The following is a 15510-nucleotide window of genomic DNA, read 5'->3' as shown; positions in this document are numbered from 1 at the left end:
CTGTCATTGATCACAGATTTTAAATGGCAGCCTTGCTATAATAAAAAATGAAAACGTGGATGCACAATAAGGTTGGGATATGCCTAAAGATAAAATTTTCGATAATATTGATACTAGGATCTTAAAAGCATTACAACGGAATGGTCGCTTACATAACAATGAGTTAGCAAAAGAAATTGGATTATCTAATTCTGCGTGCTTACGTAGAGTCAACCAACTTGAAGACAGTGGTGTTATTGATAATTATGTTGCGCTATTAAACCCACAAAAATTAAATTGTAGTCTAGTTATTTATGTTTTAGGCTCTTTTTTTGAAGAAGATCTAAAATTACGAGAACGCTTTATATTTGAAATGAAGTCACTGCCACAAATCGCAGAATGTCATTTAATGGCTGGAGATTACGATTTCATTTTAAAACTCTTTGTTTCCGACTTAGACGAATTTCATTCTTTAAAAATGCGCTACTTAACAAAAGAAATCGGCATAAAAAATATTAAATCTGAAATAGCACTAAAAACAGTAAAAAATTCGACCGAGTTACCTTTATAGCCGCCTAGTATAGCTTCTACTATTTTAAAGTCGCAATATCGATTTTTAATGCATCAAGCATTTCATAGCGCTTTCTGTACATTGAGCGCTTTTTACTTTGTATATCCTCTAATGCTTTACGCTGGATTGTGGTTGGAATATGCCAATATTGTGCGATTAACTCCCCCTCATTTTCTTGCCAAAATTTATCATAATTAAACAATAAACGAACCGAGTCATTCCAACGATATTTAGCTTGATGTTTATGTGGGATCCCATTTAATTCACAATTTAACTCTTGTGCTAACAATTTAAATACATTAACCAACATAAACATAGGCCGTAAACCATATAATTGTTTAGTTATATTACGGACAAGGCTTTGCGCCCTTTCACCTTTAGGCCCTTGCATTGAGGCAATTAACAATTGATTTGGAGATAAAAATGTGAATGATGCATTATATAGACTGAGATTTTCTTTTTTATCGTAAATATTTAATGAAAAGAAACCCTCTAAAGGGTCAATATCATTAATCTTTAAATTTAGAGATAACGTTTCCGTTAAATTAGACAGAACAATCGACTTCTGTTTAATTAATTGTTCACAAAATTTCACGTTCAATTTTTCTTGCATCAAAATAAAATTTTGAGTGATTGCATTTAACCGTTGTTCAGCATTAAAGCGTTTATCACAATACACATACAATAATGCATTTACACGATAAAGGTGCTGATGAAATACATCTGCAAAAAGAGGATGGCTGTTTAAAAAACTCTCTAATTCATCACATTGTCTATGATAAATCTGAGTTCTTCCCATATAACGTAAAAATTCACGCAAACGCTTTAATAGCCTTTTTTCATCGGGATACATTTGTGAAAATGTAGGGAACGAAAATATGAAAGACATAGAAATACCAATCATTCTATTTAAGATGAGAAAATGATGCGGAATTTTAGTAAAAAATAACCGCACTTTCAATGTTGAATTACACTAAAAGTGCGGTCAATTTCAAACTAAACTAAATTAAATTTAATCTTTCTTATTATTTAGTTGTGGTAAAAAGGATTCTTTTGAAATACTTAATAAACCAGTTTGAGTATAGATACCTAATTTATCACGTGTATCTACGATGTCTAAATTACGCATTGTTAATTGACCGATACGATCTTCTGGGCTAAATGGTGCATTTTCTACTTTTTCCATACTTAAACGCTCTGGATGATAAGTACTATTCGCAGATGAAGTATTTAAAATAGTATAGTCATTACCACGACGTAATTCTAATGTCACCTCGCCAGTCACTGCACGAGCAACCCAACGCTGTGCGGTTTCACGTAACATTAATGCTTGTGGGTCAAACCAACGACCTTGATATAACAAACGCCCTAAACGTAAGCCATTAATACGGTATTGCTCAATAGTATCTTCGTTATGAATTGCACTTACTAAACGCTCGTAAGCGATATGTAATAATGCCATTCCTGGTGCTTCGTAAATACCACGAGATTTTGCCTCAATAATACGGTTTTCAATTTGATCAGACATACCTAAACCGTGGCGACCACCAATGCGGTTCGCTTCAAGAAATAATTCAACGTGATCACTAAATGTTTTACCATTTAATGCAACTGGAATCCCCTCTTCAAAACGGACTGTCACTTCTTCTGCTTTCACTTCAACATCATCACGCCAAAATGCAACCCCCATAATTGGTTGAACAATTCTCATACCTCGGCTTAAAAGTTCTAAATCTTTTGCTTCGTGCGTTGCTCCAAGCATGTTTGAATCTGTTGAATACGCTTTTTCGACTGACATCTTGTATTCAAAGCCATTCGCAATCAGGAATTCAGACATCTCATGACGACCACCCAACTCTTCGATAAATTGGTTATCTAACCAAGGTTTATAAATTTTAAGATTTGGGTTAGTTAATAAACCGTAACGGTAGAAACGCTCAATGTCATTACCTTTAAAAGTACTACCATCCCCCCAAATGTTCACATCATCTTCACGCATTGCAGAAACAAGCATTGTCCCTGTTACCGCTCGCCCTAATGGCGTAGTATTAAAATAGGCAATACCGCCTGTTGAGATATGAAATGCGCCACTTTGAATTGCTGCAATACCTTCATGAGCTAGTTGTGCACGACAATCAATTAAACGTGCATTTTCTGCACCATATTCCATCGCTTTGCGCGGAATAGCATTGTAGTCATCCTCATCTGGCTGACCTAAATTAGCGGTGTATGCGTAAGGAATCGCTCCATTTTGGCGCATCCAAAGTAATGCAGCACTAGTGTCTAAACCACCTGAGAACGCAATACCGACTTTTTGACCTTTTGGGAGTTGTTGTAAAATTGTGTTTGACATATTAAACCTTTATTTTAAATAATTACGCAAAAAAAGTGATTAAATAATCACTTTATTATTTCAAAAACTCATCGGAAAGTCCACCAAACTCTTCCTTATTTGATAACATTAAATAGGGATCAGGGTGTTGGTAAACAAAATCAAGCTCTTCACAAATTTTATCCGCACGAATAATTCGTACAGGATCTTGCTCCGAGCAAATGAAGTGCGGTGCTTCTAAACAGAGTTTTTCCGCCATCGCAGAATAATATTCCACTTTAGTTGGATGCTCTGGAGCCACCACATGATATAAGCGTTGATAACTTGGTGTCTCAAGTAATAATTGAATTGCTCTCGCACAATCATCAAAATGCACTAAATTCACAGGCGAATTACCTGACTTAACTTCTTTGCCAGACAATGAATACACTGGATGGCGATCATCACCTACCAATCCACCAAAGCGAACAATATCGCAGTCAATATTTTGTAACTGGAATAGCCACTGCTCGATCTCAACAATCGCTTTTGCAATGTCTGATTGTGGCTGAGGTTGGCAAGACTCATCAAATTGTCCTGAAACTTCAGGAAAAACAGAGGTGGAGCTGATAAAAATAATATGATTAACACTATGTAATAACGCTTCATTCACTAAATTTTGAATACCTAATACATAATGCTGAGGATTAAAAAAATATTGACTAGGTGGAATATTGATCACTAATGAATCTACTGATAACAAAATAGTTAAGTCATCAGGATCGGCATTTATTTCAGGAGTAAGTTCTAATGGATAAGCCTCTAAACGAACCAAACGCATTTGCTCTGCACCTTCGTGAGTACGTTTACTGCCTTTGACTTCCCAACCTAAATTCTTCAAATGGCGAGCTAAAGGTAAGCCAAGCCAACCTAATCCCACTATTGAAACCGACTTCATAATTCTCCTTTGAATTTTTGTATTGAAAAAAGCTTTCTTTCCAAAGAGAAAGAAAGCCAATTTTCCGCTTATTTTGTCAATAAATCCAATGCTTCTTGGTATTTATCAACAGTTTTTTGAATCACCTCAGCAGGCACTTTTGGTGCTGGAGGTTCTTTATTCCAACCACTATTTTGTAACCAATCACGGATAAATTGTTTATCAAAAGATGGAGGATTAATGCCTTCTTGGTAAGTATCTACCGACCAAAAACGACTTGAGTCTGGAGTGAGAACTTCATCCATTAATGTTAAAGTCCCATTTTCATCTAAACCAAATTCAAATTTGGTATCACAGATAATGATACCTTTTGTTAGTGCGTATTCAGCTGCCACTTTATAAAGTGTAATCGCTTTTTCTTTCACTTGTGCAGCAAGTTCCGCACCAATTAGTTTTTCACACTCTTCATAGCTGATATTAATGTCGTGATCACCAACTTCAGCCTTGCTTGATGGAGTAAAAATAGGCTCTGGCAACTTACTCGCTTCTACTAAGCCTTCAGGTAAGGATAAGCCACAAATTGTGCCTGTTTTTTGATAGTCTTTTAAACCACTGCCAGTTAAATATCCACGTACAATTGACTCGATTTTAATTGGATTTAAACGTTTACACACTACGGAACGCTCTTTCACCAGATCAGCCTCTTCTCTTGGTAACACATCATAAACGCTATCTCCCGTGAAATGATTCGGCATAATATGTGCTAATTTGTTAAACCAAAAGTTCGATATCTGCGTTAAAATTTCTCCTTTACGAGGGATCGGATCGTCTAAAATCACATCAAATGCGGACAAACGATCTGTTGCAACCATCAACATACGTTTATCATCAATCTCATAAAGATCACGCACTTTACCTGAATAGATTTTTTTTAGGCTAAGCTGAGTCATCTGTTTGCACCTTATTTTTTATATAATAAAAATCGGCGCACATTGTACCGCACTTTACTCCTAAAGATAAGCAAACGTTTGCATTTTTTCTTGAATTTATAAATAAATTTGAGAAGAACGTTAAAATAAGCGACAATACACAACTCTCTTTAACTCGATTAACCTACAAATAGAACAATGTCATTGAACGATTATCCACAACAAGTTAATAAACGTCGTACCTTTGCGATTATCTCACATCCCGATGCTGGTAAAACAACCATCACAGAAAAAGTTTTACTTTACGGACAAGCAATCCAAACAGCAGGCTCTGTCAAAGGAAAAGGATCAAGCACACATGCCAAATCTGACTGGATGGAAATGGAAAAGCAACGCGGTATTTCAATTACAACCTCTGTAATGCAATTCCCTTACAATGACTGTTTAGTCAACTTATTAGATACACCGGGACACGAAGACTTCTCAGAGGATACTTACCGCACATTAACAGCTGTTGATAGTTGCTTAATGGTGATAGACAGTGCAAAAGGGGTTGAGGAACGTACTATTAAATTAATGGAAGTCACTCGTTTACGAGATACCCCAATCTTAACCTTTATGAATAAATTAGACCGTGATATTCGTGATCCAATGGAATTATTAGACGAAGTCGAAAATGTGTTAAACATCCATTGTGCACCAATCACTTGGCCAATTGGCTGCGGTAAATTATTCAAAGGGGTTTATCATTTATATAAAGATGAAACCTATTTATATCAAACAGGACAAGGTCATACGATTCAAGAGGTGCGTGTAGTTAAAGGTTTAAACAACCCTGAGCTTGATGTTGCGGTAGGCGATGACTTAGCACAGCAACTACGCGATGAATTAGAACTTGTTCAAGGGGCATCAAATGAATTTGATCTTGATGCCTTTTTAAGTGGCGAATTAACACCAGTATTTTTTGGTACTGCGTTAGGTAACTTCGGAGTTGATCACTTCCTCGATGGTTTAACACAATGGGCACCTGCCCCACAAGCACGTCAAGCTGATAGTCGTACCGTAGAAAGTAGCGAACAAAAACTCACGGGATTTGTGTTTAAAATTCAAGCAAACATGGATCCAAAACACCGTGACCGCGTTGCATTTATGCGTGTTGTATCTGGTAAATACGAAAAAGGAATGAAACTCCGTCACGTACGTATTGGTAAAGATGTAATTATTTCTGATGCGTTAACCTTTATGGCAGGAGATCGTACTCACGCAGAAGAAGCTTATGCAGGCGACATTATTGGTTTACATAACCACGGTACAATTCAAATCGGTGATACCTTCACTCAAGGTGAAGATTTGAAATTTACAGGGATTCCAAACTTTGCGCCAGAATTATTCCGTCGCATTCGTTTGAAAGATCCTCTCAAACAAAAACAATTGTTAAAAGGCTTAGTACAGCTTTCTGAAGAAGGAGCAGTGCAAGTATTCCGACCATTGATGAACAATGACTTGATCGTGGGTGCAGTTGGTGTATTACAGTTTGACGTGGTGGTTTCACGTTTAAAATCGGAATATAACGTAGAAGCAATTTATGAAAACATCAACGTTGCAACAGCTCGTTGGGTTGAATGTGCTGATGCGAAAAAATTTGAAGAATTCAAACGCAAAAATGAACAAAATTTAGCTCTTGATGGCGGCGATAACTTAACTTATATTGCTCCAACCATGGTAAATTTAAACCTTGCCCAAGAACGTTATCCTGACGTTCAATTCTTCAAAACAAGAGAACATTAATCTCTCAACAAAGTGCGAAAGTGCGGTAAAAAATCTAAACATTTTACCGCACTTTTAATTTAAAATATCCTTTCAAAAATAAGGTGATTAATGCATATTACCTATCAAATTTATCATTCCTAACAATTTCCTTTCTTGTTCATAAAGCGTATGATATAACCATACAACTCATAATGAGTTTATGCTCTATAAAGCAAACTTAATTATTAATTAATATTGGAGATAAATTTATGACAACAGCAATTGGTTTATGCGAAGCATCATCTAAAAAATTGGCACAAGAATTAAACGTATTATTAGCAAACTATCAAGTATTTTATACGAATGTACGTGGTTACCACTGGAATATCAAAGGCGTAAATTTCTTTGAATTACACGCAAAATTTGAAGAAATCTACAATGATTTAGTGGTGAAAGTAGATGAGATCGCAGAGCGTATTTTAACCTTAGGTTATATGCCAAATAACGCATATAGCCAATATTTAAAAGTATCAACTATTCAAGAACACATTGGTGTAAGTAACGCTCAAGAATGTTTAACAGGAACATTAAACGGTTTTAAAGAGCTTTTAAAACAACAACGTGCAATTTTAGAAGTTGCTGGTGAAGCAAATGATGAAGGTACCGCTTCACAAATGAGTGATTATATTAAAGAGCAAGAAAAATTAATTTGGATGTTTACTGCATCAGCAGCTTGCCAAACTTGCAATGCATAATTTGCCTAAATAAACAAAAGTGCGGTTAAAATGACCGCACTTTTTTATTGTCTATTAAATATCATTCTGCCAATACACGCGTAAATAAGATCTCATTTTCAGTATGAATATGATTATTCAAATCTTCGATAAATTCTTGAATTCCCGCATATAACGTTTGCCAACTTTGACAAGCACCTTCTGGCGGTGTCATTTCATTAGTGAGCGATTTAAGCATTGCGATGCTTTTTTGATGCTCATCGTGTTCAAATTCCATCACACGAATTGGCATTTGTGCCATTGCATAATTGCCCGATTTAATCATTGGAAACAAAATTTGTTCTTCTTTCATCATATGATTGACTAAATCTGCATAAACCACCTCTAACGCGGCAGCCAATCCTTTTGGACATTCAGGGTGATCAGCGTGTCGATCTTCCACTTTCTGTGCGAGTGCAAGTAATTCTTCGAGCTGTTCTTTATGGCGTTGATGATAACGCGTCAAAATATGCGCGATAGTTTCTTCATAACTTGCTGTTTGCCAATAAGTAAATGCGTTATTTTGTGTTGATGTCATTATTTTAACTCCTATTTATTATTTATCCGACTAAAATACTAGGGTATAAAAAACCACAAGCAAAACAATTTAATCAAAAAAATAATTTTCCTATGATTTAAGTCAAAATAGATACCTTAAAGGGTGTAAGTTTTTTCGCTTAAATAGCGTTATGCTGTATAAAATATTTTTAAATTCAGAATATAAAATGAAAAAAATTGCGATCGCACTTATTGCAACACTTACCTCAATATCAGCCCACGCTTTAGAAAAAGAACCGAGGGAAATGCCGAAAAATGGCATTGATAAAGCGTTACTTGGGCAAATTCTTTTTTTTGATACCGCACTTTCCTTTCACGGCAATCAAAACTGCTCCTCGTGCCATAATCCCGATGCAGCTTTCGTTGATTTACGTGAAAACAGCGCACAAAAAATGGTTTCGCAAGGCGACGATCCAACAAAATTTGGTAAGCGAAATTCCCCAACAATGCTGTATGCGAAATATTCACCCGATTTTCATTTTGATCCTAAAACACAAGAATACATCGGAGGGCAATTTTGGGACGGGCGTGCAAAAAATCTCGCCGAACAAGCGGGCGGACCACCACTGGATCCACTCGAAATGGGAATGCCGGACAAATTATCTGTCGCCAAACGTTTAATCAATAACCCAATGTACATTCAAACGTTTTCCAAACACTATGGTCACGAAGTATGGCAAACCGTGGATAAAGTTTATGCGGCAATGGAGGATGCGATCGCCACCTTCCAGCAAGAAAAACGATTATTACAGCCCTTTGATTCAAAATACGATAAATATTTGCAAGGTAAATATCATTTAACCGCTCTTGAAGAAAAAGGACGCAAATTGTTTTTTGATAAAAACCAAACCAATTGTTCAAGTTGCCACCAGCTACAAAGCACTGAAAATCATACTGAAGAAACATTCAGTAACTATCATTATTACAATATTGGCGTGCCGAAAAACCCTCGTTTAATTGCCCATAATCAGTTAGATGAAAACTATATTGATAACGGCTTATTGGATAATCCTGCAGTTAATAGTGATCTGTTGCAGAAAGGAAAATTTAAAACGCCCACCTTACGCAACGTGTCTGTAACAGCCCCTTATATGCATAATGGCGTGTTTAATGAATTGAGAACGGTACTGCTCTACTTGGATTCTTACAATAACCCGACTCGCACAATCAATCCAGAAACCAAGCAAGCGTGGGATAAGCCTGAATATGCACCGACAATTGCACATCAAAAATTAGCGGCTAAACCGCTTTCAGATGAAGATATTGCTGCATTAGAAGCCTTTTTAAAGCTTCTCACAGACGAACGATATGAACGATTGCTAAAAAAGAATGAATAAATTGTTAAAAAATTGTTGCATTTGTTAAAAATACACATATAATGTAGGGCATACCCTAAAAAGTATGACTCCAAATATATTTTTTGCCCTTTCACTTTGAAAGGGCTTTTTTTTCACCTGAATTTAGAAAATAGCGCTTATTCGCTAAAATCTCGATTTTTCCTTGTACAATCGCCTAATTCGCACTAGACTTACGCCCACATTTTTTTACATAACCTGATATTTATTTTTATGCGTGTTGCAGATTTTCATTTTGACTTACCTGATGAGCTGATTGCTCGCTACCCTAAAACCGAGCGTAAATCGAGCCGACTATTACAATTAAATGGCGAAAACGGAGAAATTTCACACCGCACTTTTGCGGACGTGATCGACCAAATTAATGAAGGTGATTTATTAATTTTTAACAATACTCGAGTGATCCCCGCTCGAATGTTTGGTCGCAAAGCCAGTGGCGGCAAAGTTGAAGTTTTAGTTGAACGTATTTTAACGGATACCCGTTTTTTAGCACACGTTCGCTCTTCTAAAGCACCAAAAGAAGGGGCTGAACTTTGGTTAGGTGAAGACAAACTTGGCGAAAATAATGGCGTGAAAATGACAATGGTGGCTCGCCACGATACCCTGTTTGAACTTGAAATTGCGGAAAAACAGACCGCACTTTTAGAGGTATTACAACAAATCGGGCATATGCCATTGCCACCTTATATCGATCGCCCAGATGAAGATGCTGACCAAGAACGTTATCAAACGGTTTATAACAAAGTCCCTGGTGCAGTGGCGGCACCAACAGCAGGCTTGCACTTTGATGATGAATTGTTAGCACAATTAAAAGCTAAAGGGGTAAATTTTGCTTTTGTGACTTTGCACGTGGGTGCTGGCACATTCCAACCTGTACGTGTTGAACATATTGAAGATCACAAAATGCACGCAGAATATGTGGAAGTGCCACAAGAGGTATGCGATGCAATTATTGCCACTAAACAAGCTGGCAAGCGTGTGATTGCAGTTGGTACCACTTCTGTGCGTTCTGTTGAAAGTGCGGCATTAGCGACAGAAGAAAAACACAGTGCACGATTAATCGAACCTTATTTTTCTGATACCTCGATTTTTATTTACCCAGGCAAAACATTCCGCGTGGTAGATTGCTTAATCACAAACTTCCACTTGCCAGAAAGTACCTTAATTATGTTAGTTTCTGCCTTTGCGGGCTATAAACACACAATGCAAGCCTATCAAAGTGCGGTAGAAAATCGCTATCGTTTCTTTAGTTATGGCGATGCAATGTTCATTACCAAAAATCCGAATGTGAAAGGCTTAGAATAATGCTTTTTGTGTTTGATTTAGACGGCACAATTTGTTTCGATGGCAAACAAATTCCGTCTGAAATTCAAACCGCACTGAATGAGTTGATGGCACAAGGTCATCAGCCCATTTTTGCTTCTGCTCGTCCAATTCGAGATTTATTGCCTCTGTTAACAGATACGTTAAAAAATGCATTTTTGATTGGTGGCAATGGTTCAATTACACAAGTAAATCAACAAATTCAAGCCAACTGTCCCATTGCACAAGATGATTTTCATCAGATAAAACAATGGATTAACGAATTTAATTTGGATTATTTAGCTGATGATATTTGGCATTACAGCAAGCGTATTCGCCAACCACATTCCATTGAGCATAAAATTGACAGCGCAAAACTTGCTGAAAATCGACCGCTCTTTGAGATCTCTCACCCGATTAAAACCATTTTGCTCAATCTCACAGAGGAACATTATATTCAGCTCAAATCAAAGTTAGTTGAGCTAAATGTGAATTTGATTGAACATTCAGAACCCAATGGTTTATATAACATCGATATTACGGCAAAAAATATCAATAAATACAGTACATTACTTAATCTCATTGGCAAACAACTGTATATCGCTTTCGGCAATGATATGAATGATATTGAGCTACTTAAACACGCTGCTTATTCTGTTTGTGTTGGTGATTTCGAACCGCTACAAACAATTTCAGCGGCACAACTTACCCCAAATCCACAATTAATTGCCGAGAAAATACGGCAATTAAGCAGTGAAAACCAAGCAAAGTTTGACTTATAAGGGGTCAAGTTCTACAATAAAAAACAAGGAACAGTTGGCGCTGTTCCTTGGGTGAATCTACCTAGCCAGCGACACTTCCTTTAAGGGATAGGCAAAGTAGAATAATGATGAAAAACATAATTATGCGTTTCATATTTTTATCCTCACGTTACAAATATAACGTTTGGATCTACTAAACAGCCCGTCAGGTGCTACTGGCGGACTGATTTTTAGCAGATCCGCCTCTGTTCTAAAATACAGAACATTGATAAGAATTATAGCAAAAGCCTGTTTATTTACACAGGCTTTTTTATTCAAAAAACTCTTCGAACTGTTTATTCGTTGAAAGGAAATTAAATGAAATACGAACTTGATAAAACCGACGGTAACGCAAGACGTGGTCGCCTCGTTTTTGAACGCCCACAAGGCACATTTACTGTTGAAACACCTGCATTTATGCCAGTTGGTACTTACGGTACGGTAAAAGGCATGACACCAGAAGAAGTACGCGCAACAGGTGCAGAAATCTTACTCGGCAACACATTCCATTTATGGCTTCGTCCTGGTCAAGAAGTGATGCGTAAACACGGTGATTTGCACGATTTTATGCAATGGCATCGCCCAATTTTAACGGACTCTGGCGGTTTCCAAGTATTCAGCTTAGGCAAATTACGCAAAATTACAGAAGAAGGTGTGAAATTCCAAAACCCAATTAATGGTGAACGCATTTTCTTATCTCCAGAAAAATCGATGGAAATTCAATACGATTTAGGTTCTGACATCGTGATGATTTTCGATGAATGTACACCTTATCCAGCGACATTTGACTATGCAAAAAAATCGATGGAAATGTCATTACGTTGGGCTAAACGCAGTCGTGATCGTTTTGATGAATTAGGCAATAAAAATGCATTATTTGGTATTATTCAAGGTGGTGTTTACGAAGAACTGCGTAAAATTTCTGTAGAAGCTTTAGTGAATATCGGCTTTGACGGTTATGCGGTGGGTGGCTTAGCCGTTGGCGAACCAAAAGAAGATATGCACCGTATTTTAGAATATGTTTGCCCACAAATTCCAGCTGACAAACCTCGCTATTTAATGGGTGTAGGCAAACCGGAAGATCTCGTGGAAGGCGTTCGCCGCGGTATTGATATGTTCGACTGCGTAATGCCAACCCGTAACGCACGTAACGGTCATTTATTTGTGACTCACGGTATTGTCAAAATTCGTAATGCAAAATACCGTGATGACACTACTCCACTCGATGCTGAATGTGATTGCTACACCTGCAAAAACTACACCAAAGCATACTTATATCATTTAGATAAATGTAATGAGATTTTAGGTGCGAGATTAAATACCATTCATAATTTACGTTATTATCAACGCTTAATGGCTGAAATTCGCCAAGCGATTGAACAAGATCGTTTTGATGATTTTGTGAACGAATTTTATGCTAAAATTGGTAAACTGGTACCACCATTGCAACTAGGCACAAAAAATGATTAATCTTTCACCACAAGATGTTGTAACTTGGGATGAACCTATCGAAATGCTTTACGCTTGCCACAGCAAAGTAAAGCGTTTCTGCCACCAACTGAGTATTCTGCCAAATTATTTGGCAGAACACGGTGTCAACCAAGCAGTTAAAAATGATGTAAAACAAATCATCACTTACTTCAATCAATCTGCACCTTTGCATCATCAAGATGAAGAAGATGATTTCTTCCCTGCCTTGTTAGCAAAGGCACCACAAGTGCGGTCAGAAATTGAAAAATTAGAAGCGCAACATATTTTGCTGCATCAAAATTGGGATAATCTTTCACGTCAACTGGAAGAATTGGTTCAAGAAAAACGCACTCATATTGATGCCGAATTAATTCGCCAGTTTATTGCGGGTTATGATGCACATATTGCGATTGAAGAGCCACTTTTTGAGCTAGGTAAACAATATTTATCTCCAGAGCAATTAAATGCAATGGGTAAAATTATGTTTGCACGCCGTTGTGTGAAATAAAAAAACAGGGCAAATAAAATGAATTACGAGTTAGATCTGACGCATTTTACTTGCCCAATTCCACTATTAATGGCCAAAAAAGCGCTCGCTAACTTACCTCAAAATAGCCAACTTACCCTGAAATTAGCCTCGCAAACCTCCTATCAAGATGTAGCTCTGTTATGTGAAAAAGAAGGTTATAAAATTCTCAATCCTATTCAACAGACATCACTTGATTACAGCTTAGTAATAAAAAAAGAATAAAATCAATAAATTTCACTTTTCCCTAAAATTCTGATCAAGATCACATCCTCTAGTGATAAATTGTTGTTTAATAATACATCAATCATAAAGACGCTCATTCAGAGGAGATAGCTTATGTGTACAACCTGTGGTTGTGGTACTGGCGAAGTACGTATCGGTGCATTGCCTCATCACCATAACGAGCCAAAACTTTCTCAAAATCAACCGCACTTGACTCTATCCACCTTTAGCCCAATGGCAACAAATAATGATACTGAAACCCGCTTATTAAAAATTGAACAAGATGTGCTCGGTGAAAATAACCAATTTGCGGAAATTAACCGTCAATTCTTCAAAAAAAATCAAATTCTTGCACTTAATTTAGTATCAAGCCCCGGTTCTGGAAAAACCACCTTATTAACTACAACGCTTTCACAGTTAAAACACACTGAACTTTGTTATGTTATTGAGGGAGATCAACAAACCGAAAATGATGCTCAACGCATTCGTGAAACAGGTGTACAAGCACTACAAATTAATACGGGTAAAGGCTGCCATTTAGATGCTAAAATGATTACGCAAGCCTTAGAAAAATTACAACCGCAACAAAATAGCTTTGTATTTATTGAAAACGTCGGCAATTTAGTTTGTCCAGCTGAATTTGATTTGGGTGAATTTACTAAAGTGGCTATTTTATCAGTAACCGAAGGGGAAGATAAACCGCTTAAATATCCGCATATGTTTGCAGCAGCTCAACTGATGATTATTAATAAAATTGATTTGTTACCTTATCTCAACTTTGATTTAGATAAATGCATTGCTTATGCAAAACAAGTAAATCCGAATATTGAAATATTTTGCCTTTCAGCCACAAGTGGCGAAGGAATGGATCGCTGGTTAGCGTGGTTAAAACAACATAAATAGGCGTTGTTATGCAGTTCGTCGATGAGTTCCGAGATCCTGTTATTGCCCGCCAATTGTTGGATCGCTTACAAAAATTAATACAAAAACTACCGCACTTTAGCAAATCAAGACCTTTGTATTTAATGGAAGTTTGTGGCGGGCATACTCATACTATTTTTAAATTTGGCTTAGATAAATTACTCCCTGAAAATATTGAATTTATTCACGGTCCCGGTTGCCCTGTTTGTGTATTACCAATGGGACGCATTGATGTATGCTTAGAAATAGCTCACCAACCAAATGTAATTTTTTGTACTTTTGGTGATGCTATGCGTGTGAAAGGGCGATTAGGTTCTTTGCTTGATGCGAAAAGTGAAGGAGCTGATGTGCGAATTGTTTATTCCCCTCTTGATGCCCTTAATCTTGCTAAACAAAATCCAGATAAAAAAGTTGTTTTCTTTTCTTTGGGTTTTGAAACAACAATGCCAAGTACTGCAATTACTTTGCAAGAAGCTAAACACCAACAAATTCATAACTTCTTTATTGTTTGCCAAAACATTACCATTATTCCGACACTTCGCCAGTTGTTGACTCAAGAACATGTGCTTATTGACGGCTTTATTGCGCCCGGTCACGTCAGTATGATTATTGGTGCAACACCTTACCAAGAACTAGTAGATCGTTTTCATAAACCCTTTGTGATTACAGGTTTTGAACCATTGGATATTTTGCAAGCCATTGTAATGTTGGTAGAGCAATTCGTTGACGGACGTTGTGAAATTGAAAACCAATATAAACGGATTGTACAAACGGAAGGCAATCAGATTGCACAAAAAGCAATGCAAGAGGTGTTTCAACTACGCCAAGCTAGCGAGTGGCGTGGGCTAGGCGAAATCCCTGAATCTGGTGTAGAACTCACACTCGCTTATCAATGTTTTGATGCAGAAAAGGCATTCTCAGTCAAACCGCAACAAGTAGCTGATGATCCGCAAGCTCGTTGTGGCGAGGTGTTAACAGGACAATGCAAACCCAAAGATTGCCCGTTATTTGCTAAACGCTGCAATCCAGACAGTGCTTATGGGGCATTAATGGTGTCATCAGAAGGCGCTTGTTCCGCTTATTATCAATATTGTCGAGAGTAGT

Annotated in this window: 16 protein-coding genes; 11 read left to right on the top strand and 5 right to left on the bottom strand. The window is 37.2% G+C overall.

Annotated features, from left to right (window positions below):
- The first annotated feature begins 79 nt into the window (after positions 1-79).
- Complete coding sequence (locus CKV78_RS02205) at positions 80-550, top strand: Lrp/AsnC family transcriptional regulator (RefSeq protein ID WP_005764500.1); 471 nt, start codon at positions 80-82, stop codon at positions 548-550.
- 19 nt (positions 551-569) lie between these two features.
- Here CKV78_RS02205 and CKV78_RS02200 read toward each other — a convergent pair whose 3' ends face one another.
- From CKV78_RS02200 to CKV78_RS02185, 4 genes are all read right to left on the bottom strand, one after another.
- Complete coding sequence (locus CKV78_RS02200; protein ID WP_032855610.1) at positions 570-1439, bottom strand: VirK/YbjX family protein; 870 nt, start codon at positions 1437-1439, stop codon at positions 570-572.
- 123 nt (positions 1440-1562) lie between these two features.
- A complete protein-coding gene (argG, locus tag CKV78_RS02195; RefSeq protein ID WP_005764504.1) occupies positions 1563-2903 on the bottom strand; it encodes an argininosuccinate synthase in 1341 nt (446 codons plus the stop codon).
- Between the two features lie 55 nt (positions 2904-2958).
- Positions 2959-3819 carry an SDR family oxidoreductase gene (locus CKV78_RS02190; RefSeq protein WP_032855612.1) on the bottom strand — a complete coding sequence of 287 codons (861 nt, stop codon included), beginning with the start codon at positions 3817-3819 and terminating at the stop codon, positions 2959-2961.
- 68 nt (positions 3820-3887) lie between these two features.
- A complete protein-coding gene (locus CKV78_RS02185; RefSeq protein WP_005764508.1) occupies positions 3888-4748 on the bottom strand; it encodes a phosphoribosylaminoimidazolesuccinocarboxamide synthase in 861 nt (286 codons plus the stop codon).
- A gap of 177 nt (positions 4749-4925) precedes the next feature.
- Here CKV78_RS02185 and prfC point away from each other — a divergent pair, with 177 nt between their 5' ends.
- Together prfC and CKV78_RS02175 are read left to right on the top strand one after the other, a co-directional pair.
- On the top strand, positions 4926-6515 hold the full coding sequence (gene prfC, locus CKV78_RS02180) for a peptide chain release factor 3 (protein WP_005764510.1): 1590 nt from the start codon (positions 4926-4928) through the stop codon (positions 6513-6515).
- A gap of 230 nt (positions 6516-6745) precedes the next feature.
- On the top strand, positions 6746-7231 hold the full coding sequence (locus tag CKV78_RS02175; protein ID WP_005764512.1) for a Dps family protein: 486 nt from the start codon (positions 6746-6748) through the stop codon (positions 7229-7231).
- A gap of 61 nt (positions 7232-7292) precedes the next feature.
- On the opposite strand, the gene CKV78_RS02170 is transcribed toward CKV78_RS02175, so the two are convergent.
- Positions 7293-7787 (bottom strand): hemerythrin domain-containing protein, encoded by a 495-nt coding sequence (locus tag CKV78_RS02170; protein WP_005764514.1) that lies wholly within the window; start codon positions 7785-7787, stop codon positions 7293-7295.
- A gap of 187 nt (positions 7788-7974) precedes the next feature.
- On the opposite strand from CKV78_RS02170, the gene CKV78_RS02165 reads away from it, so the two are divergent.
- From CKV78_RS02165 to hypD, 8 genes are all read left to right on the top strand, one after another.
- A complete protein-coding gene (locus tag CKV78_RS02165; RefSeq protein ID WP_032855614.1) occupies positions 7975-9144 on the top strand; it encodes a cytochrome-c peroxidase in 1170 nt (389 codons plus the stop codon).
- A 231-nt stretch (positions 9145-9375) separates the two neighbouring features.
- Positions 9376-10467: a tRNA preQ1(34) S-adenosylmethionine ribosyltransferase-isomerase QueA gene (gene queA / locus CKV78_RS02160; protein WP_005764518.1), complete on the top strand. Its 1092-nt coding sequence runs from the start codon at positions 9376-9378 to the stop codon at positions 10465-10467.
- Positions 10467-11246: an HAD-IIB family hydrolase gene (locus CKV78_RS02155; RefSeq protein WP_005764520.1), complete on the top strand. Its 780-nt coding sequence runs from the start codon at positions 10467-10469 to the stop codon at positions 11244-11246. Before queA ends, CKV78_RS02155 begins: the two co-directional genes overlap by 1 nt.
- Positions 11247-11582: 336 nt before the next feature.
- Positions 11583-12734 carry a tRNA guanosine(34) transglycosylase Tgt gene (gene tgt, locus CKV78_RS02150; protein WP_005764522.1) on the top strand — a complete coding sequence of 384 codons (1152 nt, stop codon included), beginning with the start codon at positions 11583-11585 and terminating at the stop codon, positions 12732-12734.
- A complete protein-coding gene (locus CKV78_RS02145; RefSeq protein ID WP_005764524.1) occupies positions 12727-13242 on the top strand; it encodes a hemerythrin domain-containing protein in 516 nt (171 codons plus the stop codon). The genes tgt and CKV78_RS02145 overlap by 8 nt, the downstream gene beginning before the upstream one ends.
- Before the next feature lie 18 nt (positions 13243-13260).
- The gene (locus tag CKV78_RS02140) at positions 13261-13485 is read left to right on the top strand and encodes a sulfurtransferase TusA family protein (protein WP_005764526.1); all 225 of its coding nucleotides are present in this window, start codon (positions 13261-13263) and stop codon (positions 13483-13485) included.
- A 114-nt stretch (positions 13486-13599) separates the two neighbouring features.
- Positions 13600-14388, top strand: coding sequence for a hydrogenase nickel incorporation protein HypB (hypB, locus tag CKV78_RS02135; RefSeq protein ID WP_005764528.1), 789 nt, complete (start codon positions 13600-13602; stop codon positions 14386-14388).
- An 8-nt stretch (positions 14389-14396) separates the two neighbouring features.
- Positions 14397-15509 (top strand): hydrogenase formation protein HypD, encoded by a 1113-nt coding sequence (hypD, locus tag CKV78_RS02130; protein ID WP_005764529.1) that lies wholly within the window; start codon positions 14397-14399, stop codon positions 15507-15509.
- Position 15510: the final 1 nt, after the last annotated feature.

It is taken from the genome of Pasteurella dagmatis (assembly GCF_900186835.1).
Taxonomy (GTDB): domain Bacteria; phylum Pseudomonadota; class Gammaproteobacteria; order Enterobacterales; family Pasteurellaceae; genus Pasteurella; species Pasteurella dagmatis.
This window is presented reverse-complemented; position numbering and strand designations above follow the sequence as displayed.